At 71.4% G+C, this 25,221-nt stretch carries 26 protein-coding genes and 1 riboswitch; of the genes, 20 read left to right on the top strand and 6 right to left on the bottom strand.

Annotated elements, in window-relative coordinates; all coding sequences use genetic code 11:
- Positions 1-29 precede the first annotated feature (29 nt).
- Positions 30-794: a helix-turn-helix domain-containing protein gene (locus ACWEPL_RS27355; protein ID WP_452437834.1), complete on the bottom strand. Its 765-nt coding sequence runs from the start codon at positions 792-794 to the stop codon at positions 30-32.
- 181 nt (positions 795-975) lie between these two features.
- Here ACWEPL_RS27355 and ACWEPL_RS27350 point away from each other — a divergent pair, with 181 nt between their 5' ends.
- The 5 genes from ACWEPL_RS27350 to ACWEPL_RS27330 all read left to right on the top strand — a co-directional run bounded on the left by ACWEPL_RS27350 (position 976) and on the right by ACWEPL_RS27330 (position 5,367).
- Positions 976-2,055 (top strand): WD40/YVTN/BNR-like repeat-containing protein, encoded by a 1,080-nt coding sequence (locus ACWEPL_RS27350; RefSeq protein WP_452437833.1) that lies wholly within the window; start codon positions 976-978, stop codon positions 2,053-2,055.
- Positions 2,056-2,058: 3 nt separating this feature from the next.
- The gene (locus tag ACWEPL_RS27345) at positions 2,059-2,358 is read left to right on the top strand and encodes a ubiquitin family protein (protein ID WP_192783282.1); all 300 of its coding nucleotides are present in this window, start codon (positions 2,059-2,061) and stop codon (positions 2,356-2,358) included.
- Positions 2,359-2,977: 619 nt separating this feature from the next.
- Positions 2,978-3,664, top strand: coding sequence for a gamma-glutamyl-gamma-aminobutyrate hydrolase family protein (locus ACWEPL_RS27340; RefSeq protein ID WP_363968746.1), 687 nt, complete (start codon positions 2,978-2,980; stop codon positions 3,662-3,664).
- A 9-nt stretch (positions 3,665-3,673) separates the two neighbouring features.
- Positions 3,674-4,591 (top strand): alpha/beta hydrolase, encoded by a 918-nt coding sequence (locus ACWEPL_RS27335; RefSeq protein WP_452437832.1) that lies wholly within the window; start codon positions 3,674-3,676, stop codon positions 4,589-4,591.
- The gene (locus tag ACWEPL_RS27330; protein WP_350734667.1) at positions 4,585-5,367 is read left to right on the top strand and encodes an enoyl-CoA hydratase/isomerase family protein; all 783 of its coding nucleotides are present in this window, start codon (positions 4,585-4,587) and stop codon (positions 5,365-5,367) included. Before ACWEPL_RS27335 ends, ACWEPL_RS27330 begins: the two co-directional genes overlap by 7 nt.
- A gap of 191 nt (positions 5,368-5,558) precedes the next feature.
- Here ACWEPL_RS27330 and ACWEPL_RS27325 read toward each other — a convergent pair whose 3' ends face one another.
- Complete coding sequence (locus tag ACWEPL_RS27325; RefSeq protein WP_363968740.1) at positions 5,559-6,149, bottom strand: class I SAM-dependent methyltransferase; 591 nt, start codon at positions 6,147-6,149, stop codon at positions 5,559-5,561.
- A gap of 128 nt (positions 6,150-6,277) precedes the next feature.
- Here ACWEPL_RS27325 and ACWEPL_RS27320 point away from each other — a divergent pair, with 128 nt between their 5' ends.
- The 13 genes from ACWEPL_RS27320 (at position 6,278) to ACWEPL_RS27260 (ending at position 20,951) form a co-directional block, all read left to right on the top strand.
- On the top strand, positions 6,278-7,870 hold the full coding sequence (locus ACWEPL_RS27320; RefSeq protein WP_350734663.1) for a sensor histidine kinase: 1,593 nt from the start codon (positions 6,278-6,280) through the stop codon (positions 7,868-7,870).
- Positions 7,867-8,541 (top strand): response regulator, encoded by a 675-nt coding sequence (locus ACWEPL_RS27315; RefSeq protein WP_192783287.1) that lies wholly within the window; start codon positions 7,867-7,869, stop codon positions 8,539-8,541. Before ACWEPL_RS27320 ends, ACWEPL_RS27315 begins: the two co-directional genes overlap by 4 nt.
- A 128-nt stretch (positions 8,542-8,669) precedes the next feature.
- Positions 8,670-9,266 (top strand): phosphoribosylanthranilate isomerase, encoded by a 597-nt coding sequence (locus tag ACWEPL_RS27310; protein WP_452437831.1) that lies wholly within the window; start codon positions 8,670-8,672, stop codon positions 9,264-9,266.
- Positions 9,256-10,092 (top strand): GNAT family N-acetyltransferase, encoded by an 837-nt coding sequence (locus tag ACWEPL_RS27305; protein ID WP_452437830.1) that lies wholly within the window; start codon positions 9,256-9,258, stop codon positions 10,090-10,092. Before ACWEPL_RS27310 ends, ACWEPL_RS27305 begins: the two co-directional genes overlap by 11 nt.
- A gap of 88 nt (positions 10,093-10,180) precedes the next feature.
- Positions 10,181-10,762, top strand: coding sequence for a CDP-alcohol phosphatidyltransferase family protein (locus tag ACWEPL_RS27300; RefSeq protein ID WP_319717518.1), 582 nt, complete (start codon positions 10,181-10,183; stop codon positions 10,760-10,762).
- 4 nt (positions 10,763-10,766) lie between these two features.
- Positions 10,767-13,271, top strand: a complete 2,505-nt coding sequence (locus tag ACWEPL_RS27295; protein ID WP_350734658.1) for a mannose-1-phosphate guanyltransferase — start codon at positions 10,767-10,769, stop codon at positions 13,269-13,271.
- Positions 13,272-13,542: 271 nt separating this feature from the next.
- Complete coding sequence (locus ACWEPL_RS27290; RefSeq protein WP_185074355.1) at positions 13,543-14,055, top strand: FHA domain-containing protein; 513 nt, start codon at positions 13,543-13,545, stop codon at positions 14,053-14,055.
- A gap of 46 nt (positions 14,056-14,101) precedes the next feature.
- Entirely contained in the window at positions 14,102-14,755 is a 654-nt protein-coding gene (gene ftsR / locus ACWEPL_RS27285; protein ID WP_363968731.1) for a transcriptional regulator FtsR, read from the top strand.
- A gap of 132 nt (positions 14,756-14,887) precedes the next feature.
- Positions 14,888-15,358, top strand: a complete 471-nt coding sequence (locus ACWEPL_RS27280; RefSeq protein WP_090771501.1) for a bifunctional nuclease family protein — start codon at positions 14,888-14,890, stop codon at positions 15,356-15,358.
- A 147-nt stretch (positions 15,359-15,505) separates the two neighbouring features.
- Positions 15,506-16,126, top strand: a complete 621-nt coding sequence (locus ACWEPL_RS27275) for a MerR family transcriptional regulator (protein ID WP_350734655.1) — start codon at positions 15,506-15,508, stop codon at positions 16,124-16,126.
- Between the two features lie 118 nt (positions 16,127-16,244).
- Positions 16,245-16,344: riboswitch (glycine riboswitch) on the top strand.
- Positions 16,345-16,512: 168 nt separating this feature from the next.
- Complete coding sequence (gcvP, locus tag ACWEPL_RS27270) at positions 16,513-19,338, top strand: aminomethyl-transferring glycine dehydrogenase (RefSeq protein ID WP_452437829.1); 2,826 nt, start codon at positions 16,513-16,515, stop codon at positions 19,336-19,338.
- Positions 19,339-19,513: 175 nt separating this feature from the next.
- On the top strand, positions 19,514-20,104 hold the full coding sequence (locus ACWEPL_RS27265) for a hypothetical protein (RefSeq protein ID WP_452437828.1): 591 nt from the start codon (positions 19,514-19,516) through the stop codon (positions 20,102-20,104).
- 49 nt (positions 20,105-20,153) lie between these two features.
- A complete protein-coding gene (locus tag ACWEPL_RS27260; RefSeq protein WP_452437827.1) occupies positions 20,154-20,951 on the top strand; it encodes a hypothetical protein in 798 nt (265 codons plus the stop codon).
- Between the two features lie 146 nt (positions 20,952-21,097).
- Here the strand turns inward: ACWEPL_RS27260 and ACWEPL_RS27255 are convergent, their stop codons facing one another.
- Positions 21,098-21,448: a hypothetical protein gene (locus ACWEPL_RS27255; RefSeq protein ID WP_363968722.1), complete on the bottom strand. Its 351-nt coding sequence runs from the start codon at positions 21,446-21,448 to the stop codon at positions 21,098-21,100.
- An 82-nt stretch (positions 21,449-21,530) separates the two neighbouring features.
- Here ACWEPL_RS27255 and ACWEPL_RS27250 point away from each other — a divergent pair, with 82 nt between their 5' ends.
- Positions 21,531-22,121 (top strand): alpha/beta hydrolase family protein, encoded by a 591-nt coding sequence (locus tag ACWEPL_RS27250; RefSeq protein ID WP_363968720.1) that lies wholly within the window; start codon positions 21,531-21,533, stop codon positions 22,119-22,121.
- A 1-nt stretch (position 22,122) separates the two neighbouring features.
- Here the strand turns inward: ACWEPL_RS27250 and ACWEPL_RS27245 are convergent, their stop codons facing one another.
- Both ACWEPL_RS27245 and ACWEPL_RS27240 read right to left on the bottom strand, forming a co-directional pair.
- A complete protein-coding gene (locus tag ACWEPL_RS27245; protein ID WP_185074362.1) occupies positions 22,123-22,314 on the bottom strand; it encodes a DUF5999 family protein in 192 nt (63 codons plus the stop codon).
- 200 nt (positions 22,315-22,514) lie between these two features.
- Positions 22,515-23,075, bottom strand: a complete 561-nt coding sequence (locus ACWEPL_RS27240) for a TetR/AcrR family transcriptional regulator C-terminal domain-containing protein (protein WP_355198945.1) — start codon at positions 23,073-23,075, stop codon at positions 22,515-22,517.
- Positions 23,076-23,189: 114 nt separating this feature from the next.
- Between ACWEPL_RS27240 and ACWEPL_RS27235 the strand changes: the two genes are divergently transcribed.
- Positions 23,190-23,588 (top strand): hypothetical protein, encoded by a 399-nt coding sequence (locus tag ACWEPL_RS27235; RefSeq protein ID WP_363968718.1) that lies wholly within the window; start codon positions 23,190-23,192, stop codon positions 23,586-23,588.
- Positions 23,589-23,699: 111 nt separating this feature from the next.
- On the opposite strand, the gene ACWEPL_RS27230 is transcribed toward ACWEPL_RS27235, so the two are convergent.
- Positions 23,700-25,073 carry an RNA polymerase sigma factor gene (locus ACWEPL_RS27230; protein ID WP_452437826.1) on the bottom strand — a complete coding sequence of 458 codons (1,374 nt, stop codon included), beginning with the start codon at positions 25,071-25,073 and terminating at the stop codon, positions 23,700-23,702.
- Positions 25,074-25,221: the final 148 nt, after the last annotated feature.

Below are 25,221 nucleotides of genomic sequence, written 5' to 3'. Positions count from 1 at the left end.
ACCCCGGAGGCGAGGAGGGGGCCCGCCCGCTAACCCCGCAGGCCCTGGTGGAACGCGGCGGCGGTCTCCTCGTCGTTCGGCCAGAACGTCTCGATGGCCAGCTCGGCGACCGTCACGTCCACCGGCGTCCCGAACGTCGCGATCGTCGTGAACATCGACAGCACCCGGCCACCGGCCGCGATCCGCAGCGGCACCAGGATGTCGGCGGGGCCCGGCACGTGCGCCACGTTCAGGTCCACCCCCGGATACTCGTACGAGGCCAGCTCGTCGTGCAGCGCGGCCAGCCGCGCGTCGCCCGACCCCTCGGCCTGCCTGCGCAGCTGGTAGAGCAGGTGCGCCCGGACCTCGGCCAGGTTCAGCAGCCGGCCGCCCATCGCGTCGGGGTGCAGCGAGAGCCGCATCACGTTGATCGGCTCCTTCAGCAGCTCGGCGGGCACCCCGTCCATGAACATCGCGGCCGCCGAGTTGGCCGCCACCAGGTTCCAGGCCGCGTCCACCACGACCGCCGGGTACGGCTCGTGCCCCGCCAGGATCTTGTCCAGCGCCTGCCGTACGACCTCCATCTCCGGAGCGCGGACCTCGCGTTCCGGATAGACCGGAGCGAACCCGGCGGACATCAGCAGCCTGTTGCGCTGCCGCAGCGGCACATCCAGCTCCTCGGCCAGCTTCATCACCATCTCGCGGCTCGGCCGGGCGCGCCCGGTCTCCAGAAAACTGATGTGGCGGGCCGAAACGTCGGCCTCGATGGCCAGGTCCAGCTGGCTCACCCGCCGCCGCTGCCGCCACGAACGCAACAACTCACCAAATGTCTCTTCTTTTACGGCTACTGCTCCCATGCCCGGCACAGTAGCCGCTGGAGGGAAGCGTCACGATTACCCCCCAGGTAATGCGGCTTCGCGGGCCGAAAACTCCCAGTCCTCTGAGACTGTCGGCCCTGCGTGGCACGATGGCCGCAGACCAACAAGGGAGCACGCCATGAGTGACACACTGCTCGCGATCGGCACCCGCAAGGGCCTCTTCCTCGCCCGCTCCACCGGCGGCGGTCCGTTCGACGTCGAGCCGATCCAGTTCTCGACGGTCGGGGTGCACTCGGTGGCGATCGACACGAGAGGCCCCTCACCCCGGCTCCTGGCCGGGATCGAATACGGTCATTTCGGTCCGTCCGTCATGTATTCGGATGACCTCGGGAAGACGTGGAAGGAGGCGGAGCAGCCGCCCATCGCCTTCCCGGAGAAGACCGAGGCGACCCTGACCAGGGTGTGGCAGCTCGCGCCCTCGCCGTCCGAGCCGGGGGTGGTGTGGGCCGGGGTCGAGCAGGGCGCGCTGTTCCGCTCGGAGGACGGCGGCGTCACGTACCAGCTGGTCGAGGGCCTGTGGGAGCACCCGCACCGGCCGCAGTGGCAGCCGGGCGGCGGCGGCCTGTGCCTGCACACCATCGTCCCGCACCCGACCGACCCGCGGATCATCGGCGTCGCGATCTCCACCGGCGGCTTCTACCGCTCCTTCGACGGCGGGCTGTCGTGGGAGGCCGCCAACCGCAACATCCGGGCCGCGTTCCTGCCCGAGGGGGCGCAATATCCGGAGTTCGGGCAGTGCGTGCACAAGGTCGCCATGCACCCCTCCCGGCCCGAGCGGCTCTACCTCCAGCACCACTTCGGCGTATACCGCAGCGACGACTTCGGCGAGGCCTGGCACGACATCGGCGCCGGCCTGCCGTCCGACTTCGGCTTCCCGATCGCGGTCCACCCGTCCCGGCCCGACACGGTCTTCGTGCTGCCCCTGACGGCCGACATCGACCGCACCCCGGTCGGCCACCGCTACCGCGTCTTCCGCAGCGACGACGCGGGCGCGACATGGCAGCCGTTCGCCTCGGGCCTGCCCGAGGGCCCCGTGCACGCGGCCGTGCTGCGTGACGCGATGACGGCCTCGGAGGCGGGGGTGTTCTTCGGCACGCGCGACGGCGAGGTCCACGGCTCGCGCGACGGCGGCGAGACCTGGTCACCGGTCGTCCGCCACCTGCCCGACGTGCTCACTGTGCGGGCGGCGGTGCTCTAGCCGATGGTCACGATGGTCGTCTTCGTGCTCCCGGGCATGCTGCGGCGCTGGGTGAGCGGGCGCTCGGAGGTCAAGGTCTTCGCCGTGGCCGCCGACCGCGACTCGCCGCCCACCCTGGGAGCGGCCCTCGACATGCTCCGGCGTACGCATCCGCTGCTGGAGGAGCGGCTACGCGACGAGTACGGGCGGATCCGCCGGCACATCAACATGATCGTGTGCGGCGAGAACGCCCACGGACTCGGCTACCTCGACTGCGCCCTCCCCCCGGGCGCCGAGATCTACGTAACCCCCACCCTCACGTAACCCACCACCCCACCCACCCCAACCCCACGCCCACCCCGGACTCACCCACGTCCGCCACCCGTGCACCTCAACACCCCACTCCTCACCCGCACCCGCCCTGGCCCGACCCCCACCCCGGGCCACTCACGCGCCGTTCCGGCCCCTGGGCGCCCCGCACCAGCCCGGGCCCGGACCCCCGCCCCAGGCCAACCCGCGCACGCCACCCTCGGCCCCTCAGCGCCCCGCCTGGGCCCCACCCACGCGCGCTACTCCGGCACCTGGGCGCCCCCACCTCCCCGCGCCCTGGCCTGCCTCCGCCGGGCCTCGCACACCGGCCCGCAACCCAGCGCCCCGCGGCCGCACCCGCGTGCGCGGGAGAGCCGCCAGGACCGCCGGTGTAGGGCGGCTGGAGGCGAGGTGGGTGCTTGAGTGGGGAGGCCCGAAGGCGTACCACGCCGCGCCCGCCCCGGCCCGTCGCGTCATGTCGGCGGAGGGGGCGTGGCGTCAGGGTGGGGACAGACGTGGTAGATCTTTGGGAGACCTGACATATCGGAAAGACCTTGCGCCATGATGGGGCATGCGGCCGTCATCTTGACAGGCTGATGGCGGCACGGACTCCACCTTGCCCCCTGGAGATCGCATGTCCCGACCGCTCATCGGTATCACCGCCTACTTCGAAGCCGCCCGCTGGAGCGACTACGTACGCGAGGCCGTACTGTCGCCCCCCTCCTACGCCAGGGCGGTCGGGCGGGCCGGGGGCGCTCCCGTGATGCTCCCGCCGATCGGCACCCCCGCCATCGAGGACTACATCAGCGGCCTGCAGGGCATCGTCCTGGCCGACGGTGTGGAGCTCGGCGCGGGCAACTACGGCGGCGAGCCCGACGAGCGGGTGGCCGAGCCGCAGCAGCACCGCGACCGGTTCGAGCTGGCCCTGGCCAGGGCCGCCGTCCGCGCCGACCTGCCGATCCTGGCCATCGCCAGGGGCATGCACGTGCTCAACGTCGCCCAGGGCGGCACGCTGATCCCCTGGCTGCCCGAGGTGCTCGACAGCGACCGCCACGGCGAGCCGGGCGCGACCCACACGATCCAGGTCAGCGTCTCCAGCAAGCTCGGCAAGGCTGTGGGCGACCGGGTCGAGGTCAGCGCCCCCCACCACCAGTCCGTACGCCGCCTCGGCACCGGCCTGCTGGCCGTGGCCTGGGCCGAGGACCAGATCGTGGAGGGGATCGAGTTGCAGGGGCACCGGTTCGGTGTGGGTGTCCAATGGCATCCGGAGAGTGACGGAGATGCGCGGATCTTCGATGCGTTCATCGAGGCGGCCCGATAGGCTGCGATCATGCCGCTGCACCCTCAGGCGCGGGATTATCTCGCCCGTTACGTGCCGGACGCGGGCACCGACTACGACGCGTTCGGCCCGGAAGAGATCCAGGAGACGCGCGCGCAGCCCGACCGGGTGGCGATCCACCGCGGCCCGCTCACCAAGCTCCCCTTCGTCCGTGACGAGCAGGCCGAGGGCGTGCCCATCAGGATCTACCGCGCCGACCCCGGCGACGGCGCGCTGCCCGTCGCGGTCTTCTTCCACGGCGGCGGCTGGGTCTACGGCGGCGTCAAACGGAGCGACCGGCTCTGCCGCGACCTGGCGATCCGCACAGGCGCGGTGGTGGTGTCGGTGGACTACCGGCTCGCGCCCGAGCACCCGTTCCCGGCCGCCGCCGACGACGCGTGGACCGTCGTGCGCGACCTGTTCGCCCGGCCGGCCTTCTACCAGGGCAACGGCGGCGTCGCGGTCGTCGGCGAGGGCGCGGGCGGCAACCTGGCCGCCGTCGCCGCCTGGCAGGCCCGCGACGCCGGGCTGGGCCTCACGCACCAGGCGCTCGTCTGCCCGGTGCTCGACCTGGCCATGGACACGCCCAGCCACGCCGAATACGCCAAGGGTTACGCGCTCGGCGCCGCCGAGCTGGCGTGGTACGCCAGGCAGTACGCCGGTGACGCCGACCTCGCCGGCCCGCGGCTGTCGCCGCTGCGGCTGCCCGACGTCGCCGGCCTGGCGCCCGCGACCGTGGTGACGGCCGAGTACGACGTGCTGAGAGACGAGGGCGAGCACTACGCCCGGCGCCTGGCGGAGTCGGGCGTGCCGGCGCAGAGCCGCAGATGGGACGGCGCCGTGCACGGCTTCTTCGGCCTGCCGGGCCTGTTCGACCAGGCGGTCGAGGCCCGCGAGTACGTCGCGGAGCGGCTGCGGGGGTCATGGTGACGTACGACAAGCTCAAGATCGACACTCCGGCCGACGGCGTCCTGCGGGTCACGATCAGCGAGCCGGGCCGGCTCAACGCCGTGGACGCGACCGCCCACCGCGAGCTGGGCGAGATCTGGCGCGACGCCGACCGGGACGACAGCGTCAGGGCCGTCGTCGTCAGGGGAGAGGGTGAGGCGTTCTCCGCGGGCGGCGACCTGTCCATGATCGAGGAGATGACCCGCGACCACGCGACCAGGCTGCGCGTGTTCGCCGAGGCCCGCGACATCGTCTACAACGTCCTCAACTGCTCCAAGCCGATCGTCTCGGCGATCCAGGGGCCGGCGGTCGGCGCGGGGCTCGCCGTGGCCCTGCTGGCCGACATCTCCGTCGCCGGCCGTACGGCGCGGATCATCGACGGGCACACCAGGCTCGGCGTCGCGGCCGGCGACCACGCGGCCATCGTGTGGCCGCTACTGTGCGGCCTGGCCAAGGCGAAATACCACCTGCTGCTGTGCGAGCCCGTCACGGGCGAGCAGGCCGAGCGGATGGGGCTGGTCAGCCTGTGCGTGGACGACGACCAGGTGCACGACAAGGCCATGGAGATCGCGGTCAGGCTCGCCTCCGGCTCTCAGGAGGCGATCAGGCTGACCAAATACTCGCTCAACAACTGGCTGCGCCTGGCCGGGCCCTCGTTCGACGCCTCGCTGGCCATGGAGTTCCTCGGTTTCACCGGCCCTGACGTGGTCGAGGGCGTGCGCGCGGTGCGGGAGAAGCGGCCGCCGTCGTTCGGCTGATCCGCGGGTGTGCTTCCCCCGCGTCCGGGTAGCGGGGGGTGGACGGGGACGGCCTGGTCGCCGCGCGGATGCCGAGGGCTTGTTCACCGAGGCCGAGAACGTTGCTCCGGGGACGAGGCAGAGACTCACCCCGGCCTGCGCGCACCACGGCCGCCTCCGCCGAAGCTTTGCCGGAGATTTACGTGCCCGTCCTATGAGCGGGGGCGGCGCGCGTGGAAGACGAAGGCGGGCGGCGTGTTGCGCCACACCGTACGCCCCGGCACGACCTCCTCGAACCGCTCGGCCAGCAGCGCCCGGAACCGGCGCGCCGAGCTCAGCGGGATGGCGTGAATGTAGGAGAACGTCGTGAACGCCGCACCGGGGCTCATCACCGACGTCACCGCACTCAGCAGCGCGTGCTGCAACTCCTGCGGGAACGCCGCCCACGGCAACCCGCTCACCACCACGTCCGCCTGCTGCAACCCGCGCTCGGCCAGCAACTCGCCCAGCCGCGCCGCATCGGCGTTCACCACGTCGACGGCCGGGAACCGGGCCGCCAGGAGCCGCGCCATGGGCTCGTTGACCTCCACGGCCAGGTGGTGGCCACGCCCGCCCAGCCGCTGCTGGATCTCCGCCGTGAACGGGCCCGTGCCCGGGCCGAGCTCGACCACCGTCGGTTCGCCGCGCTCGGGGATCGGGGCGCAGACAGCCGAGGCCAGCCACCGCGAACTGGGGGCGACCGCCCCGATCGTGGTCGGCGCCCGGAAGAACTGGCCGAGAAAAAGTGCGGAGTCATTGGGCATGCCCCGAACCTAAGGCAAGATCGCGGGTGGACGCTCCGCCCTCCGGGCGGACCTCCGGCCACTTGGAGGAGACGGGGTCCTCCGCAAGGAGGACCCCCGCCGACAAGCTCCACGGATACCGTGAGTCCATGCGTTGGCGTGGTTTGCCGCTGGATGTCCTGCTCGCGGTCTCAGGTGTGGGCCTGGACCTGTTGACGACGGCGCACGCGGGCGACACCAGATACCTGCCCGCCGAGATGAACATCCCGATGGCGCTGCTGGTGGGACTGCCCATGGGGCTCGTCCGGCGCCGGCCGGTGCCCGTCGCGCTCTACCTGGCCGGGCTCCTGGTGGTGACCGACCAGCTCGGGTCGTTCACGTCCAACACGGCGCAGATCCTGGTCTGCGTGGCGCTCGGAGTCGTGGGATACCGCTCCGGCTGGCGGGGCACCGTGCTCGCCGTGGCCGCCGCGATGGTCGCGACCGCGTTGAACATCGTCGACCCCGGCATCCCGGTCGTCATGAACACCTGGGTGTACTCGGTCTTCCTGGCGGTCTTCCCGGCCGTGCTCGGGGCGTACCTGCGCGGCTCGGCGGGGCCGCTGGAGGAGCGGGACGTCACCCCCGACGCGCTGCTGGCGGCGGGCGGGGTGGCGATCACCGTGCTCAGCACCTGGACCTCCTGGCACGCGGGCACCCAGCCCGTCTGGGTGGTCGGCCTGCTCGCCGTGGTCGGCGGCCTGTCGCTGGGCATCGCCCGGCGGCTGCCCGGGGTGGTGCTCCTGCTGCAGGGCGCGCTGCTCGTCTCCGCCGACACCTATCTGAACCAGGTCGTCAACACCTGCGTGATCCTCACGCTCATCGCGATCGGCGTGTTCGCGATGCGGGTGACCTCCTGGGCGTGGACGATCATCGCCTACGCCGCCGGCTGCATGCTGACCGCGATCGCCGTCGTCGGCCAGGAGACCCAGACCACGCCGTTCCGCGTCGGCATCCTCATGACGCTGGTGGCCACGCCGATCGCCATCGGCCGCTACCTCGGCATGCGGCAGGCCGCGGCGGCCGCCGAGCGGCTGCGCGCCGAGGAGGCGGCCCGCGCGGCCGTCGCCCAGGTGCGCGCCGACCAGCTCGCCGAACGCGAGCGCATCGCCCGCGACGTGCACGACATCGTGGCCCACCACGTGGGCGCCATGGTCCTGCGGGCCAGCGCCGCCCGCTACACCGCCCCCGACGGCCCCGTCGCCGACGCGCTCACCGACATCCGCGAGACGGGACACCAGGTGCTGCAGGACCTGCGCGACCTGCTCGACCTGCTGCGCGACCCCGAACGCCAGCCCGACCTGCTGGCCAACCCCGCCGACGTGGTCCGCGAGTCCGCCGAACGCATGGCCGCCGCCGGGCTCGTCGTCGACCTCGAACTCGACCCCGCCACCGACCGGGCGCCCCTCATCGCCAGGGCCTCCGCCGCCCGCATCGTCCAGGAAGGACTCACGAACGTGCTCAAACACGCCGGCCCCGGCACCGAGGTCCGGGTCAGCGTCACCCCCTCGGCGGAGGGCCTGTCCGTACGGATCCGCAACGGCCGCCCGCCCACCGTCGTCGAGCGCCTGCCCTCGTCCGGGCGCGGCCTGGCCGGCATGCGCGAACGCGTCCGCACCCTCGGCGGCACCCTCTCCGCCGGGCCCGACGGAGAGGGCGGCTGGCTCCTGGCCGCCAGCCTCCCGGCCAGGAGCGTCGCATGATCCGCGTGCTGGTGGCCGACGACCAGGCGCTCGTACGGGCGGGCGTGCGGATGCTGCTGCAGGCCACGGGCGACATGGAGGTCGTGGGGGAGGCCGTGGACGGGGCCGAGGCGGTCCGCCTGGCCGAGCGCCACCTGCCCGACGTGATCCTCATGGACCTGCGCATGCCCAGGGTCGACGGGCTGGAGGCGATCAAACGCGTGCTCGCCGCCCGGCCGGGCGCCCGGATCGTGGTGCTGACGACGTTCGCGGAGGACGCCAACGTGTACGCGGCGCTGCGGGCCGGCGCGGTCGGATTCCTGGTCAAGGACGACGAACCGGAGCGCATGGTGGACGCCGTGCGCCGGGCGGCGGCGGGGGAGCAGCTCCTGGCGCCGTCGGTGCTGCGCCGGGTCGTGGAGCGGTTCCTGGACGCCGAGGAGCAGGCCGCCGCGCCCCCGCCCGCAGGGCTGACCGAACGCGAGCTGGAGGTGCTCGCCCTGGTCGGCACCGGGCTGTCCAACGCGGAGATCGCGGAGGAGCTGCACGTGGGCGTGACGACGGTCAAGACCCACATCGCGGCGGCCATGGAGAAGCTGGGGCTGCGCAACCGCATCCAGGCCGCCGTCGTGGCCCACCGCACCGGCCTCGTGGACGCCTCCTTCCGCCCGGTACGCCTGCCCCGCCCCTGACCCCGCCCCTGACCCCACCCATTAACCCGCCCCGCTCGTCCGCCGGACGGGGGACGGCCGCTCATTCTCCGGGTGGACCGGCGTGGGCATGGTCACCGGTGGCCCCCGCCGCCGCTAGGGTCGGGGGTGTGGTGTATGTGAAGATCTGCGGGTTGAGCGAGCCCGAGCATGTGACCACCGCCGTCGAGGCGGGCGCGGACGCGATCGGGTTCGTCATGACCCGGAGCCCGCGCAGGATCGCGCCCGAGCGGGCCGCGGAGCTGGCCGCGCTGGTGCCCGCCCAGGTGCTGACCGTGGGGGTGTTCCGCGGCGAGGACCCTGACACGGTGCGCGCGGCGGCGCTGGCGTCCGGCGTACGGGCCATCCAGCTGCACGGCAGGCACCCGCACGGCGACTTCACCGCGCTCAAGGACCTCGGCCTCCGGCTGATCAGGGCCGTCGACGCGGAGGCCGACCTGCGCTGCGGGGCCTACGACGAGGACCTGCTCCTCGTGGACGCGCCGCACGCCGGGTCCGGGCAGGCGTGGGACTGGGCGGCCGTCCGCGGCCGCGCGTCGGGGCAGTGGCTGCTGGCCGGCGGGCTCGCCCCGTCGAACGTGGCGGAGGCGATCGCGGCGGCCGCCCCGTGGGGCGTCGACGTGTCCAGCGGCGTGGAGACCTCGCCCGGGGTGAAGGACTCGGCGCTCATCCGGGCGTTCCTCGAGGCGGCGCGGCGTGCCGGCTGAACCCGCCGCGGCCCTGGCCGCGGCCCCGGACGCGGCCCTGGACACCGGCGCCGCGGACCTGGCTCGCGCGGTGGGCTTCCAGCACGCCTTCGCGCGCCGCAGGGCGCCGCGGGAGGTGACCGTCCCGGGCGGGTTCGCGGTGATCGACGGGCGCTATCCCGGCTCCCACGACGACAACAAGCTCATCGTCGGCCCCGGGCCGGTCCCGGAGACGCCGGAGGAGGCCCGGGAGGCGGCGGAGCGGCTGCTGCGGGCGGCCGACGAGGTGCTCGCGGAGCGGGAGCACCGGCTGGTGTGCGTGGACGACGACCGGCTCGGTACGGCGCTCGCGCCCGCGTTCCTCGCCGCCGGCTACGAGCACGAGACGAACCTGATCATGGCCTTCCGCGGCCCGACCCCGCCCGGCTCCGGGGTGGCCGAGCGGATCTCCCTGGCCGAGCTGCTGCCGGTGCTGCGGCGCGACTGGCGCCACACGCTGCCGCAGGCGCCGGACGAGGTGATCGACAGGCTCGCCCTGCGGGTGGAGGGCCGGCTGCGCGGCGCCGACGCGGTGAGCTTCTGGGGGGTACGCGCCCCGGACGGGGAGATCGCCGCCAGGGCCGACCTGTACGAGCACGGCGGCGTGGCCCAGATCGAGAGCGTCTTCACCGGCGCGGATCATCGGGGCAAGGGGCACGCGCGCGCCCTCATGACCGCGCTGCTCGCCAAGGCGGCGGAGGCCGAGCTGATCTTCCTGGCGGCCGACGCGGCCGACTGGCCGAAGGACTTCTACGCCGAGCTCGGCTTCGAGGAGCTGGGCCGCACCCACGCCTTCTTGCGCACCTGACCTCACTCCGGGGTGGGCGGGAAGGGCGGAAATGTGAGCGCCCCATGCGGGACCGCTGTGTCAGAGTTCCACGCAGTAGGGTCTGCTCGTGAGCGAAACTTCCGCCGAGGACCGTATCTGGACGGTTCCCAACCTGCTGAGCTTCCTGCGACTCCTCGGCGTCCCCGTCTTCCTCTGGCTGGTTCTCGGGCCCAAGGCGGACGGATGGGCCATCGCGATCCTCGCGGTGGCCGGTTTCACGGACTGGCTCGACGGAAAGATCGCGCGCGCCTTCAACCAGACCAGCAGGCTCGGCCGGATCATCGACCCCGCCGCCGACAAGCTCTACGTCTTCGCCACCATCATCGGCCTGCTGCTACGCGACGTGATCCCGTGGTGGCTGGTCGTGGTCATCCTGGGGCGTGAACTCTTCGTCGCCTGTTTCATCCCCGTACTTCGCAAACATGGCTACAAGGCACTTCAGGTGCATTACCTGGGCAAGGCTGCCATGTTCAACCTCATGTACGCCTTCCCTCTCCTCTTCCTTGCCTCCCATACGGGGTGGTATGCCGATATAGCACGAATTGTCGGGTGGGCGTTCGCGCTTTGGGGAACGGGCCTGTACTGGTGGGCAGGCGTGTTGTATGTGGTACAGGTGCTGCAACTCGTAACCTCGGCCAAAAAGGAGTGATCGGGTGAAGGCGGTCGTCATGGCAGGCGGAGAGGGAACTCGGCTGCGTCCCATGACCGCCAACCAGCCCAAGCCCCTGCTGCCCGTGGTCAACCGCCCGATCATGGAGCACGTGCTGCGCCTGCTGAAGCGCCACGGCATCACCGAGACGGTGGTCACGCTCCAGTTCCTGGCGGCGCTCGTCCGCAACTACTTCGGCGACGGCGACGAGCTCGGCATGAGCCTCCAGTACGCCACCGAGGACGTGCCCCTCGGGACGGCGGGCAGCGTCAAGAACGCCGAGGACCGGCTCCGCGACGACCGTTTCCTCGTGATCTCCGGCGACGCCCTGACAGATATCGATTTAACCGACATGATCCGGTTTCATCGTGAAAATTCGGCACTTGTGACAATCGGCCTCAAGCGCGTCCCGAACCCCCTCGAATTCGGGATCATCATCGTGGACGACGGGGGACGCGTTCAGCGCTTTCTCGAGAAGCCCACCTGGGGCCAGGTCTTCTCCGACACCGTCAACACCGGCATCTACATCATGGAGCCCGAGGTCCTCGCCACCGTCGCCGCGGGCGAGCCCGTCGACTGGTCCTCCGACGTCTTCCCCGCCCTCCTCGACAGCGGCGCCGCCATCTACGGCTACGTGGCCGACGGCTACTGGGAGGACGTCGGTACCCACGACAGCTACCTCAAGGCCCAGGCCGACGCCCTGTCCGGCCGGGTCAACCTGGAGATCGGCGGTTTCGAGCTCTCGCCGGGCGTCTGGGTCGCCGACTCGGCCTCGGTCGACCCCGACGCCGTGCTCAAGGGCCCGCTGCTCATCGGCGACTACGCCAAGGTCGAGGCGGGCGCCGAGCTGCGCGAGTACACCGTGCTCGGCAACAACGCCGTCGTCCGCGAGGGCGCCTTCCTGCACCGCGCGGTCGTCCACGACAACGTCTACCTCGGCCCCGGCGCCCACCTGCGCGGCTGCGTCATCGGCAAGAGCACCGACATCATGGCCGGCGCCCGCATCGAGGAGAACGCCGTCATCGGCGACGAGTGCGTCATCGAGCCCGAGGCGTACGTCTCCAGCGGCGTCAAGGTCTACCCGTTCAAGACCATCGAGGCCGGCGCGGTCGTCAACACCAGCGTCATCTGGGAGTCGCGCGGCCAGCGCAACCTGTTCGGCCCGAGGGGCGTCAGCGGCCTGGTCAACGTCGAGATCACCGCCGAGCTGTGCGTCCGGCTGGCCAGCGCGTACGCCACCACCCTCAAGAAGGGCGAGTACGTCGTCACCTCCCGCGACTGCTCCCTGGCCGCCAGGGCGCTCAAGCGGGCCGTCATCGGCGCGCTCACCGCGGGCGCGATCAACGTCCTAGACCTGGAGGCCGCCCCGCTGCCGGTCACGCGCTTCCACACGGCCCGCGAGTCGGCCGCGGGCGGCATCACCCTGCGCACCACCCCGGGCGATCCGCAGAGCGTGGACATCGTGATCATGGACGGCCGCGGCGCGGACCTGCCCCCGGCCGCGCAGCGCAAGCTGGAGCGGGTCTTCTCCCGGCAGGAGTTCCGGCGCGCGTTCCCGGGGGAGATCGCCGAGCTCACGTATCCGGCCAGGGCCGTCGAGGACTACACCCACGAGCTCCTGCGGCACGTGGACGTGGGCGACGTCAGGGACATGAAGGTCGTCGTGGACTGCGCGGGGGGCACCTCCTCGCTGGTGCTGCCCACGCTCCTCGGCCGCGTCGGGGTCGAGGTGCTCACCGTCAACGCCCGCCTCGACGACGTCTCGCCCACCGAGACGCTCGCCGAGCGCCGCCGCGACCTGCAGCGCCTGTCGGAGCTGGTCAGCTCGTCGCGGGCGGCGTTCGGGGTCCGGTTCGACCCGGTCGGCGAGCGCATAGCCCTCGTGGACGAGATGGGCCAGCTCATCAACGACGAACGCTCCCTGCTCGTCGTCCTCGACCTCGTCGCCGCCGAGCGCAGGGGTGGCCAGGTGGCCCTGCCGGTCACCACGACCAGGGTCGCCGAGCAGGTCTGCCGCTTCCACGGCGTACAGGTGCAGTGGACCTCCACCGCGCTCGACGCCCTCACCTCGGCCGCCGCCGGCCCCGACATGATCTTCGCGGCGGACGGGCGCGGCGGCTTCGTGGTGCCGGAGTTCAGCCCGGCCATCGACGGGCTGGCCTCGTTCATGCGCCTGCTCGGGCTGGTGGCCCGCACCCGCCTGTCGCTCAGCCAGATCGACGCCAGGATCCCCGAGGTCAAGATGCTCAAGCGCACGATCCCCACGCCGTGGGCGGCCAAGGGGGCCGTCATGCGCTCGGTCATCGAGGCGGCGGAGGCCGAGCACGAGGGCCGGCGCATCGACACCACCGACGGCGTGCGGGTGGCCCACGACGACGGGAGCTGGGTGCTCGTGCTGCCCGCGGCCACCGAGCCCGTGACCGATCTGTGGGCCGAGGCGGGCGACATGGACGGCGCCCAGGCCCTGCTCGAACGGTGGGCCCGCATCGTGGAGCAGGCCGCCATGTGAACAATCGTCGCGGAGGGTGAGGAAAAAAGCCATTAGGGTTGACGTGCCCAGACAGTGCCGCAAGATCGTAATGTAGAAACGCGCGGCGGCATGGACCAAGGGGCGGAAGCGGCGGTAACTTTGTCTGCGTCCAAACCACAGTCCAGTGCCCCGCCTTGACCTTTGCCGCTGATCAGCGTATCTTGCGGCATTCGCAAACTTGAAAAAGCGAAGCGAGGCGCGTCTTTGAGCACCGTCGCCGCGTCTTCGCGGTAGGAGGCCGAGCCGATCGATGCCGAGCGTCTACTGCACGCAGTGCGGGCACGCCAACCCCGAGGATGCCCGTTTCTGTTCCCGCTGTGGGTCACCGCTGACCAGACCCGAGGTCTCCGGGGACACCACGTCGACGATCTCCATCGCGGGAATCGAGGCATACGAGGCTGAGGCAGGCGACATGCTCCTGGCGGAGCGGGCTCTGGTCGAGCAGCTGCCGCCCGGCACGGCGCTGCTCACGGTGACCAGGGGCCCCAACCAGGGGAGCCGTTTCCGGCTGGACAAGAACCTCACCACGACCGGGCGCCACCCGGAGAGCGACATCTTCCTCGACGACATCACGGTCTCCCGCCGCCACGTCGAGTTCTACCGCCACCCCGGCGGTCAGTTCTCCGTGCGCGACGTGGGCAGCCTCAACGGCACCTACGTCAACAGGGAGCGCATCGAGGAGGTTCCCCTGCACTCCGGAGACGAGGTGCAGATCGGCAAGTTCCGCCTCGTCTTCCTGATGCGGACCCACGCCGGCGCATGATCGAGCCGAGCGAGCGACTCGTGGACGCGCCGTCCCGGGAGGTCACATGACCTCCCAGGCGGCACGCTCTCACATGAGCATCGGGGAGGTGCTCGCGCTCCTGCAGGGCGAGTTCCCCGATGTGACGATCTCCAAGATCCGCTTCCTGGAGGGTGAGGGGCTGATCGAGCCGGAGCGCAGCCCGTCCGGCTACCGCAAGTTCACTCACCTGCACGTGGAGCAGCTGCGCTTCATCCTGCGCGAGCAGCGCGACCATTACCTGCCGCTGCGGGTGATCAAGGACAGGATGGCCGAGAGCTTCGGCCGTCCGCGCGCCGTCCAGGAGAAGACGGAGGTCCGGCTCAGCCGGGCCGAGCTGCTCGAGGCGGCGGAGATCGACGACGAGACGCTCACCGAGCTCGAGGACTACGGGCTGCTCGCCCCGGTGGCCAGGCGCTACGACGAAGAGGCGCTCAACGTGGCCCGCAGCATCGGCGCGCTGGCCCGCTTCGGCCTGCGCGCCCGCCACCTGCGGGCGGTCAAGGCCGCGGCCGAGCGCGAGTGCGGGCTCGTCGAGCAGGCGGTCGCGCCCATACTCAAACGGCGGGCCCCCGGCGCCATCGGGGAGGCCGACGAGGTCGCCAGGGAGCTTTCCACACTCCTGCTCGACCTGCACGCATCCCTTGTGCGGTCGGGGATCCGGTCCGTACTGGGGCGTTGAGACCCTGGCGAGCTGGGAGGCGGAGGCGCATTCCATGCCCGCCGGGTGTTACGTTGAATTGCAGTAGCCAGTCAGCAGTAGCGACCCGCAAATAGCTGTGCCGGGTGACCGGTCAGGAATACGGAGCAGCCCGTGTTGCAGATGGAGGTCGTGGGCGTTCGAGTCGAAATGCCCACAAATCAGCCGATCGTCTTGCTCAAGGAGGCACACGGGGAGCGGTTCCTTCCTATATGGATTGGCATGACCGAGGCGACGGCCATCGCGCTGGCCCAAGCGGAGGAGCCACCGCCGCGTCCGCTCACCCACGACCTCTTCCGAGACGTGCTGAGCGCTCTGGGCGTCGGCCTGCGAGCGGTCAACATCGTCGCCTTGCGCGACGGCATCTTCTTCGCCGACCTGGTCTTCTCCAACGGCGTGGAGGTGAGCGCGCGGCCGTCCGACTCGATCGCGCTCGCCCTGCGCACCGGAGCGCGCATCTTCGCCAGCGAGGAGGTCGTCCAGGAGGCCGGGGTGATCATCCCGGACGACCAGGAAGACGAGGTGGAGAAGTTCAGAGAGTTCCTTGACACGATCACTCCCGAAGACTTCGGCAGGGCGGGGTAGGTATTTCGGTGCATTTACGCTTCACGACGCGCCGAGCCGGATCGTTGACTGAGCATGGTCACGGTCCTACGGTGCAAGTGAAACCCGTGGTCGCCCTTTACGAACCCCCAGATCAGGCCGCGGGATGAGAGAAAGCCGGAGGTCCGCGTGGCGGTCAGCAGCGGCGAGGGAAAGACGGCCGGCCAGGAAGATCCGGTTCGGCGCGAGAGCGCGCGGCAGCGTGCCGGAGAGCAGGGCCTGCTCTTCGACGAACAGCCGGCGTCGCTGCCGGCGGACATCGGATACCGCGGGCCGACGGCCTGCGCGGCGGCCGGCATCACCTACAGGCAGCTCGACTACTGGGCGCGCACGGGCCTCGTGGAGCCCACGATAAGAGCCGCGCAGGGCTCGGGCTCCCAGCGGCTCTACAGCTTCCGGGACATCCTGGTGCTCAAGGTCGTCAAGCGGCTCCTCGACACCGGGGTGTCGTTGCAGCAGATCCGTACGGCCGTCCAGCATCTGCGTGACCGCGGGGTCGCCGATCTCGCGCAGATCACGCTCATGAGCGACGGCGTCAGCGTCTACGAGTGCACCTCGGCCGACGAGGTGATAGACCTGCTCCAAGGCGGTCAGGGCGTGTTCGGCATCGCGCTCGGCCGGGTCTGGCGAGAGGTCGAGGGCTCCCTCGCGGAGCTGCCGGGGGAACGAGCGGCGGTCGAGGACAGCGTCCCGGCCGACCACCCCGCTGACGAGCTCGCCCGCCGTCGCCGCGCGCGGCGCCTCAGCTAGCACACCCCCTTCTGCCGTGGGCCGCCGGACGCGGCCCACCGGGCAATCCGCACATAACGCATCGACGGGGAAATTCATGCGTAACGCGGAGGGTTGTAATCTAGGACAGCAAGGCTGACGACCCCGTGCGGGAGAGTCCCTGGGACCCGCCGGTCTCAGGGCGCCGAAGGAGCAACCCTCCCCGGAATCTCTCAGGCACCCTGTACCGCTCGGGTGAGGCAACTCTGGAAAGCAGGCGCGCCCGCCAGGCGTGCCTCACCGACGGTGCAAGCCCCGTTCGCGGGGTGAAGCTCTCAGGTCGCGGCGTCGCCGCGCTGACAGAGGGGGAGACCCGGCATTCGCCCGCGCCACGGCGCCGGTCTCCATAGCCTCGGGAGGCACTGTCCATGACCGACCTGTCAGCTCCGCCGTTTTCGTCCAGGCACATCGGCCCATCCGCGACCGAGCAGCAGCGCATGCTCGAGGCCGTGGGCTTCGAGTCCGTGGCGGATCTGGTGGCCGTGGCCGTCCCCGAGGCCATCAGGGCCAAGGACCGGCTCCAGCTGCCCGCCGCCGTCGGCGAGGCCGAGGCCATCGCCGAGCTGCGCGCCCTGGCCGGGCGCAACCGCGTGCTCACCTCCATGATCGGCCTGGGCTACCACGACACGATCACCCCCGCCGTCATCCGGCGCAACCTGCTGGAGAACCCGGGCTGGTACACCGCCTACACCCCGTACCAGCCGGAGATCTCGCAGGGCCGCCTCGAGGCGCTGCTGAACTTCCAGACCGTCGTCTCCGACCTGACGGGCCTGCCCGTCGCGGGCGCCTCCCTCCTCGACGAGGCCACGGCCGCCGCCGAGGCGATGACCCTGGCCCGCCGCTCGGGCAAGTCCAAGAGCAGCGTGTTCGTGGTGGACGCCGACGCGCTGCCGCAGACCAAGGCCGTGCTCGCCACCAGGGCCGAGCCCCTGGGCATCACGCTGGTGGAGCACTCCCTCGAGGGCGGGCTGCCCGAGTGTTTCGGCGTGCTCGTCCAGTACCCGGGCGCGTCCGGGCGGCTGCGCGACTTCCGCGCCGTGGCCGCCGCCGCGCACGAGGCGGGCGCGCTCGTCGTGGCCGCCGCCGACCTGCTGGCCCTCACCCTCGTGGCCGCGCCCGGCGAGCTGGGCGCCGACATCGCGATCGGCTCCTCGCAGCGGTTCGGGGTGCCGTTCGGGTTCGGCGGGCCGCACGCGGCCTACATGTCCGTACGCGAGGGCCTGCAGCGCCAGCTTCCCGGCCGCCTGGTGGGCGTGTCGGTGGACGCCGACGGCGACCCCGCGTACCGGCTGGCCCTGCAGACCCGCGAGCAGCACATCCGCCGCGAGAAGGCCACCAGCAACATCTGCACCGCGCAGGTCCTGCTCGCCGTCATCGCGAGCATGTACGCCGTCTACCACGGCCCCGAGGGGCTGCGCCGGATCGCCCACCGGGCGCACCGGCACGCCGTGGCCCTGGCCGGCGGGCTGCGCCAGGCGGGCCTGGAGGTCGTGCACCGCGAGTTCTTCGACACCGTGCTCGTACGCGTGCCCGGCCGGGCCGCCGAGGTGGTCGCCGCCGCCGTCGAGCAGGGCGTGAACCTCTGGCGCGTCGACGACGACCACGTGTCGATCTCCTGCGACGAGAAGACCGGCGCCGCCGAGGTCGCCAAGGTGTGGGCCGCCTTCGGCGTCGAGCGGGCCGACGTGGCCCTGGACGCGGACGCGCTGCCCGCCTCGCTGGCGCGCGAGTCCGGCTACCTCACCCACCCGGTCTTCCACAGCCACCGCTCCGAGACCGCCCTGCTGCGCTACCTGCGCAAGCTGCAGGACAAGGACATCGCGCTCGACCGCTCCATGATCCCGCTCGGCTCCTGCACGATGAAGCTGAACGCGACCACCGAGATGGAGCCGATCACCTGGCCCGAGTTCGCCGCGATCCACCCGTACGCGCCGGACGACCAGGCCGAGGGCTACCGCGAGCTGATCGGCACGCTGGAGGGCTGGCTGGCCGAGGTGACCGGCTACGACCGCGTCTCCATCCAGCCGAACGCCGGCTCGCAGGGCGAGTTCGCCGGACTGCTGGCCATCCGCGCCTACCACCGCGCCAACGGCCACGGCGAGCGCGACGTCTGCCTCATCCCGTCCTCCGCCCACGGCACCAACGCCGCCAGCGCGATCATGGCGGGCATGCGGGTCGTGGTCGTGGCCTGCGACTCCGACGGCAACGTGGACCTGGCCGACCTCGACGCCAAGATCGACAAGCACCGTGACGCGCTGGCCGCGATCATGGTGACGTACCCCTCGACGCACGGCGTGTACGAGGAGACGATCACCGAGGTGTGCGCCAAGGTGCACGAGGCCGGCGGCCAGGTCTACGTGGACGGGGCCAACCTCAACGCGCTGGTCGGGCTGGCCAAGCCGGGCGAGTTCGGGGCCGACGTGTCCCACCTCAACCTGCACAAGACGTTCTGCATCCCGCACGGCGGCGGCGGGCCGGGTGTCGGCCCCGTCGCGGTCCGCGGCCACCTGGCGGCCTTCCTGCCCGGCCACCCGCTGCACGACGGCACGCCGGTGGGCCCCGTCTCGGCGGCCCCGTACGGCTCGGCCGGGATCCTGCCGATCTCGTGGGCGTACATCAGGATGATGGGCTCCGAGGGCCTCACGGCGGCCACCGAGCAGGCCATCCTGTCGGCCAACTACCTGGCCAGGCGGCTCGCCCCGCACTACCCCGTGCTCTACACGGGGCGCGGCGGGCTGGTGGCCCACGAGTGCATCGTCGACCTGCGGCAGATCACCAAGGAGACCGGCGTCACCGTGGACGATGTGGCCAAGCGGCTCATCGACTACGGCTTCCACGCGCCGACCATGTCGTTCCCCGTGGCGGGGACGCTGATGATCGAGCCGACCGAGAGCGAGGACCTCGGGGAGCTCGACCGGTTCGTGGACGCGCTGATCGCGATCCGCGGCGAGATCGACAAGGTGGCGTCGGGGGCCTACGACCCGGCGGACAACCCGCTGCGGAACGCGCCCCACACGGCCGAGTCGGTCAGCGCCGACGAGTGGACCCACCCGTACACGCGCGGCGAGGCCGCCTATCCGCTGCCGTCGGTGCGGGACGGGAAGTACTGGGTGCCGGTGCGCCGGATCGACCAGGCCTACGGGGACCGGAACCTGGTCTGCTCCTGCCCGCCGCTGGAGGCTTACGAGGACTAGGAGCCTTGGGCGTGGGTCCTCGTCGCTTCGCGTACGAGGACTAGGAGCTCACCGCGGGCGCGGCTTCACCACCGCGCCCGCGCCGATCACGGGCTCCCCTGGCGGGCGTCCGTCACCCCGTGGGGGGCATCGCGGGGGCCGGGTTGGCGTGGGATCATCGGCTGGGAGGCCGGTGATGGGCGACGGCGTGGTGGGCGACCTGGCCAAAGGGCAGGTATGCCTGTTATCCGGGCTGGCCGTCTGCCTGGTGATCATGCCTGGATGCCTCTCCTTCAACTGCGGGATGAGCGACTTCGGCGTCCACTGGCGCACGGTCGTCCCGTACGCCGTCGGGTTCCTCGGCGCGGCCCTCTACACCCGGAGAGCGCTGCGGGCCGCCGCGCCCGCCCTCCCCGCGCCGCGGTTCGTGGCGGCGGCCGGGGACTCGTTCGCGGTGCTGCTGGTCGGGATCCTGCTCACGCCTTACACCCTCGGGAGCGGCGTGCATTGGGTTCACAGGTCGTTCGGGGCGGCGTTGTTCCTGCACGAGCTGGTGCTGGCGGTGCGCATGGTGTCGTGGGCGTCCACCGGGGCGGCGCTGGTCGGCTTACAGGTGGCCGCCGGGGTGGCCTCCGGAGTGTCGGTCGTGCTGGCCGAAGGGCCGCTGGTGGTGGGCCAGGCGGTGTTCCAGCTCGCGTTCGGGCTGGTCATGATCAGGACCGTACGCCTGCTGCTGCGCAGGGGTCCGAAGCCGGTCAGTCCTTCCGCGTCAACTGAGCAGACATGATCGACAGAAATGGTTAGGCTCGGTGCGACCGTCGCCAGAAGGAGCTCTCTTGACGTCCTCAGAGCTGGAGACCCCGCCCCTCGACGCCGCCCGCCGCCTGGCCGAACGCGGTGATCTCGACGGCGCCGCCGCCATCCTCGCCGAGCTGGCCGCCGACCCCCACGGCCCGGACCGGGCCCAGGCCGCGGTGGGGCTCGCCGTGGTGCTGGAGGAGCGCGGCGACGTGGAGGCCGCCAGGGCCGCCGCCAGGACCGCGCTGGCCACCGGGCACCCCGAGTACGCCGCCCAGGCCGCCTGTCACCTGGCCCAGGGGTTCGAACGGGAGGGCCGTGCCGAGCAGGCCAGGGCCGCCTGGCAGGCCGTCCTGGGGGTCGGAACGGCCGCATATGTGCCGCTTGCCCACCTCGCGCTGGCCCGGCTCGCGACGGCCGTCGGCGACCTGGACGAGGTCGAGAAGGAGCTGCGGGCCGCCATGGAGGGCGGCGACCCGGGCGTCGGCGCGCGGGCGGCCCAGGAGCTGGCCGACCTGCTGCTGGAGCACGGGGAGCCGGGGGCGGCGGCCGACGTGCTCCTGGACGCGCTGGAATACGCACCGGCCGAGGAGGTGCCGGGGCTGCGGGTCCAGCTCGGGATCACGCATCTGGAGCTGGCCTGCGCGGAGTTCGCGGAGACCGTCGAGTACGGGGCGGACCCGCAGACCGGCGCCCTGGCCATCGAGCTCCTGGCCCGGACGCTGCCGCTGCGGGGGCGCGCCGACGACGCGGGACGGGTGTGGTCGTACGGGCTGGAGCACGAGGACGAGACCCTCGCCGCCGAGGTCCGCCTCCGCTACCACCGCGACGCCTGACGCGCTGGCCGGCTGTGCCCGCCTGACGCACGCCCGACTGCCGAGCCCGTTCGGCGCGCCCGACCGGAGAGAGGCGTCCGGGCAGGGGAGAGGGCGGGGGCGCTCCCGTAGGCCTCCGCCGGGTTTCCGCCGTGCTTCCGCCGGGGTCAGTTGCGGCGCATGATGGCCGCGGCCGAGGCCACGTTGATGACCACGATCGCGATCCACGTGATCGTCAGCCCCACCAGCCCCGCGTTGCCGGCCGCGATGGCCGTCAAGGGGATGCCGATGCCCATCGAGCCCAGCGCGATCGGGATCATCGCCGCGCCCGGAGGGCTCTTCTGCCGGTGCGGCGTGGCGCCGTGGTGGTCCAGCTCGGAACGTACGCGGGCGGAGATCGTGGCGTCGAGCCGCTCCACGAACGACTCGACGAGCGCGGCTTCGTACTCGGGACCGAGGTCCCGGCGGGCGTCCAGGGTCGCCTGGAGATCATCCCGGATGGGGCGCTTATCTGGCATGACAGCAATCATCCATCGCCGGCGCCACGCCGTCATCCAACCTGAGGGCTAGGGCGCGATCCTCCCCAGGTACGGTGCTGGCATGGAGGTCATGACCCCGCGAGGGCCCGCGCTCGTCCAGGTGGACGAGGTGGCGGACCCGCGGCTGCTGCTGGTGCTCACCCACGGTTCGGCCGGGGGAGTGGACGCTCCCGACCTGCTCGCCGTACGGGACGCCGCGCTCGAGTCCGGGGCCGTCGTGGCCAGGGTGACGCAGGCGTTCAGGGTGGCGGGGGCGCGGGCGCCGGGGTCGGCGGTCAAACAGGACGAGGCGTGGGAGATCGTCCTCAAGGAGGTGCGTACGCTCTGGCCGGGGCTGCCGCTGGTGCAGGGAGGGCGGAGCAACGGGGCGCGGGTCGCCTGCCGTACGGCCGGGGCGGTCGGCGCGGCGGCCGTGGTGGCGCTGGCCTTTCCGCTGCACCCGCCCGGGAAGCCGGAACGCTCCAGGGCCGACGAGCTACGCGGCGCCGGAGTGGACGTGCTGGTGGTCAACGGGGACCGGGATCCGTTCGGCGTGCCGGACGCCGCTGACGCGGCACGCCTGGTGGTGCTGCCGGGGGAGGGACACGACCTCAAGAAGGACCCCGCCCGAGTGGGCGAGGTCGTGGCGGAGTGGATAGTCCACTACGCCTAGTTCACGCCGCGCCGACCACGGGTCGGTGTGGTGCGATGGCGGCGCCGCTGGGCAGCAGCTCCCCGGTGTCCTCGAACAGGACGACACCGTTGCAGAGCAGGCTCCACCCCTGTTCGGGGTGGCAGGCCAGAGTGCGTGCCTTCTCGCGGTCGGGCGCCTCGGCATCCGGACAGGCCGGGTCGTGCGGGCACATCGGCGTGCCTCCGATATCTCGTGGGATGCTCCCGTTGGGAGGGGCGGGAGCCGGCTCGGGTAATTGTTCTGGCAAGTGTGCGACGGATGTCACACTCCCGGACATAGTCCATCAGGACTGTTACAGAAGGGATCCCCGTTCGTGTGACCTTCGACACAGCGTGCCGTATGCAGGATAACGGTCCAAGCGCGACACGCGCACTACGTTTGCAATCCCTTGAGCAGAGCGTCGAGTCCGCGCTCGAAATCGATATCGGCCCTTTCGTCCCGCCTGACCCATTCATCAACCTCAGGATCGGCCCAGCCCGACTGCTGCACCTCGACGGCCACGCTGCCGAAGACGAAGGCTCTCAGCGCCCGTACGGCCTCCGCGGCGTCGGTCAGCCCGCCGTCGGCGAGCTGCTCGGTCTGCTCCCTGATGGCGATGGCCGTGGCGCCCTTGGGGGGCTTGGTCAGGGCCAGCGCCAGCACGCCCGGATGCTCGCGCAGCAGCTCCCGCCCCGCCCGGCACCAGGCCTTGGCCGTCTCCTGCCAGGTGGCCGCCTGCTCGACGCGGACCGCGGTGACGTGCTCGGCCAGGGCGTCCATGAGCGCCTCCTTGCCCCTGGGCAGGTGGTGGTAGATGGCCATGGCCTCCACCTCCAGGGCGTCGCCCAGGCGGCGCATGGTGAGCCGGCGCAGGCCCTGGCTGTCGGCGATGTGGAGTGCGGCCTCGATGATGCGCTCGCGGGAGAGCGGGACGGGCGGTCTCTTGGCGGGCATGGAGATCATCTTACTTCGTAAAGCCGGTCGCGCCGGGTCGATTTCCCGCTGTGTCGTATCACGGCGTACCCTTGGCGGTTGAACGAGTGCCGGCTGTGTGAAAGGGCAGGGTCGATGGCGTTTTTCCGTCCGCGGGTGAGCCGGGAGGCCGAGGTTCGCTACCACGCGGACCAGGAGATCTCCAAGAGCTTCCCCGAGTTGCTCGACAAGGCCAGGGAAGCCGAGGAGACGCTGCGTGTGCTGCGCGCCGCGGCGGCCGATGAGATCGAGCTGATGGCAGCCGGGCGGGCCTTCGACCGCGCGCTGACCGACGCCCTGCGCGCCGCCGAGGCGGGGCAGCGGGCCACGTTCGGGGTGAAGGCCTACGACGACCGGATCGCGCGCCGCAAGGCCAAGGCGACGCCCGCCGGGTCGATGTGGACGGCCGAGGTCGACCGGTTGCGCACGCTGCGCGAGGACAACCGGATGTGGGGGATCCCGCGCGTGCCGCGCCCGGTGCCCGCGACCCTCTGACGCTCCGCCCGTCCCACGGGCATAAAACCCACGGGCATAAACCCACGGGCATGAACACGGGCATGAAGAAGCCCCGGCACAGCCTCCCTCGTTGTGCCGGGGCTTCGGTTTTCAGCTCGCCCAGTCCAGCAGCGGGCGGGTGTTGCTGGGGTGGCGGAGCTTGGAGAGCGATTCCTTCTCCAGCTGGCGGATCCGCTCCCGGGTCAGCCCCAGGTGCTTGCCGATCTCGTCCAGCGTGTGGGGCTTGCCGTCCACCAGGCCGAAGCGGAGCGCCATGATCCTCGCCTCCCGGGGCGAGAGGTTGTCGAGCACGCCGCGCAGCTGGTCACCCAGCAGCTGACGGTCGACGATCTCCGAAGCCTCAGGCGAGTCCACGTCCTCGATGAGGTCGCCGATCGTGGTCTCCCCGTCCTCGCCGATCGTGGCGTTGAGCGAGATCGGCTGGCGGCTGGTACGCAGCAGCTCCTCGATCTGGTCGGGCGTCCTGTCCAGCTCGACGGCCAGCTCCTCGGGCGTGGGCTCGCGCCCCAGGCGCTGGTGCATGTCACGCTCGACGCGCGACAGCTTGGACAGCATCTCCAGCACGTGCACGGGCAGCCGGATCGTACGGGCCGAGTCGGCGAAACCACGCTGGATGGCCTGCCTGATCCACCACATGGCGTACGTGGAGAACTTGAAGCCCTTGGTGTAGTCGAACTTCTCCACGGCCCTGATCAGCCCCAGGTTGCCCTCCTGGACCACGTCCAGCAGCGACATGCCGCGGTCGGTGTACTTCTTGGCGACCGACACCACGAGCCGGAGGTTGGCCTCCAGCATGTGGTCCTTGGCCCGCTTGCCGTCCTCGATCACCAGGAGAAGGTCGTCCTGGGCGGAGACGGACAGGTCGGGCTCGGTCTCCATCTTGTACTCGGCGTACAGGCCCGCCTCGATCCGCCGGGCCAGCTCGACCTCCTGCGCCGCGGTGAGCAGCGTGCGGCGGCCGATGGACTTGAGGTAGGTGTGCACGGAGTCGCCCATGGCCGACTGGGTGTCGTCCAGGTCGATCTGCTCGTTCTCGATCTCGGAGTCCTCGGGGCTCAGCTCGAGGTCCTCCGGCACGTCCTCCTCGTGCTCCGGCTTGGGCTCGGGGCGGGTCACGGCCTTGGCGGCCGCCTCGGTGGAGTTGGCCGGGGCGCTCTTCACCGTGCCGTTCCTGGCCGGGGCGGTTTTTGCCTCCGCCGCCTTGCGGCCGGTAGTCTTTGCACGCGCGGGCTTCCTGGGGGTCTTCCTCGGGGCGGTCTTGCTGAGAGACGGCTCGTTCTCGGCGGCCAGGCTCACACCGCTCTCCGAGAGCTCACGCAGGATCGTGCGGCCTTCAGAGGGGCTGATGCCGGCGTCGGCGAACGCGTCACGCAGCTCCGCGAGAGAAAGGTGACCCTGGGCTCGCCCTCGTTCAATGAGTTGGTCGAGAGTCGCAGATGGGGTCGCTACGGCGGTTCTGGGCATGAGGACACCTCCTCCGTACGGAGTCGAAGCGATCAGGCAGGTTGTGGTGGGGCGGCTTCGGTCCGCACGGCGCACCAGTATCAATAACGCCAATCGCTGTCATTTGTTCCCGGTGGGACGAAAAAGGGGCGGATCGCCCGATAGACGA

Source organism: Nonomuraea sp. NPDC004186 (assembly GCF_053603495.1).
The sequence above is the reverse complement of the archived record's forward strand: the minus strand, read 5'-3'. Positions and strand labels throughout refer to the sequence as shown.

Coding starts and splice junctions, on each gene's coding strand:
- ftsR (WP_363968731.1), top strand. CDS start 14,102: ATGACCTCCCAGGCGGCACGCTCTCACATGAGCATCGGGGAGGTGCTC.
- ACWEPL_RS27320 (WP_350734663.1), top strand. CDS start 6,278: ATGCGTTGGCGTGGTTTGCCGCTGGATGTCCTGCTCGCGGTCTCAGGT.
- ACWEPL_RS27255 (WP_363968722.1), bottom strand. CDS start 21,448: ATGCCAGATAAGCGCCCCATCCGGGATGATCTCCAGGCGACCCTGGAC.
- ACWEPL_RS27250 (WP_363968720.1), top strand. CDS start 21,531: ATGGAGGTCATGACCCCGCGAGGGCCCGCGCTCGTCCAGGTGGACGAG.
- ACWEPL_RS27245 (WP_185074362.1), bottom strand. CDS start 22,314: ATGTGCCCGCACGACCCGGCCTGTCCGGATGCCGAGGCGCCCGACCGC.
- gcvP (WP_452437829.1), top strand. CDS start 16,513: ATGACCGACCTGTCAGCTCCGCCGTTTTCGTCCAGGCACATCGGCCCA.
- ACWEPL_RS27330 (WP_350734667.1), top strand. CDS start 4,585: ATGGTGACGTACGACAAGCTCAAGATCGACACTCCGGCCGACGGCGTC.
- ACWEPL_RS27350 (WP_452437833.1), top strand. CDS start 976: ATGAGTGACACACTGCTCGCGATCGGCACCCGCAAGGGCCTCTTCCTC.
- ACWEPL_RS27315 (WP_192783287.1), top strand. CDS start 7,867: ATGATCCGCGTGCTGGTGGCCGACGACCAGGCGCTCGTACGGGCGGGC.
- ACWEPL_RS27340 (WP_363968746.1), top strand. CDS start 2,978: ATGTCCCGACCGCTCATCGGTATCACCGCCTACTTCGAAGCCGCCCGC.
- ACWEPL_RS27265 (WP_452437828.1), top strand. CDS start 19,514: ATGGGCGACGGCGTGGTGGGCGACCTGGCCAAAGGGCAGGTATGCCTG.
- ACWEPL_RS27230 (WP_452437826.1), bottom strand. CDS start 25,073: ATGCCCAGAACCGCCGTAGCGACCCCATCTGCGACTCTCGACCAACTC.
- ACWEPL_RS27335 (WP_452437832.1), top strand. CDS start 3,674: ATGCCGCTGCACCCTCAGGCGCGGGATTATCTCGCCCGTTACGTGCCG.
- ACWEPL_RS27240 (WP_355198945.1), bottom strand. CDS start 23,075: ATGCCCGCCAAGAGACCGCCCGTCCCGCTCTCCCGCGAGCGCATCATC.
- ACWEPL_RS27235 (WP_363968718.1), top strand. CDS start 23,190: ATGGCGTTTTTCCGTCCGCGGGTGAGCCGGGAGGCCGAGGTTCGCTAC.
- ACWEPL_RS27290 (WP_185074355.1), top strand. CDS start 13,543: ATGCCGAGCGTCTACTGCACGCAGTGCGGGCACGCCAACCCCGAGGAT.
- ACWEPL_RS27345 (WP_192783282.1), top strand. CDS start 2,059: ATGGTCACGATGGTCGTCTTCGTGCTCCCGGGCATGCTGCGGCGCTGG.
- ACWEPL_RS27325 (WP_363968740.1), bottom strand. CDS start 6,149: ATGCCCAATGACTCCGCACTTTTTCTCGGCCAGTTCTTCCGGGCGCCG.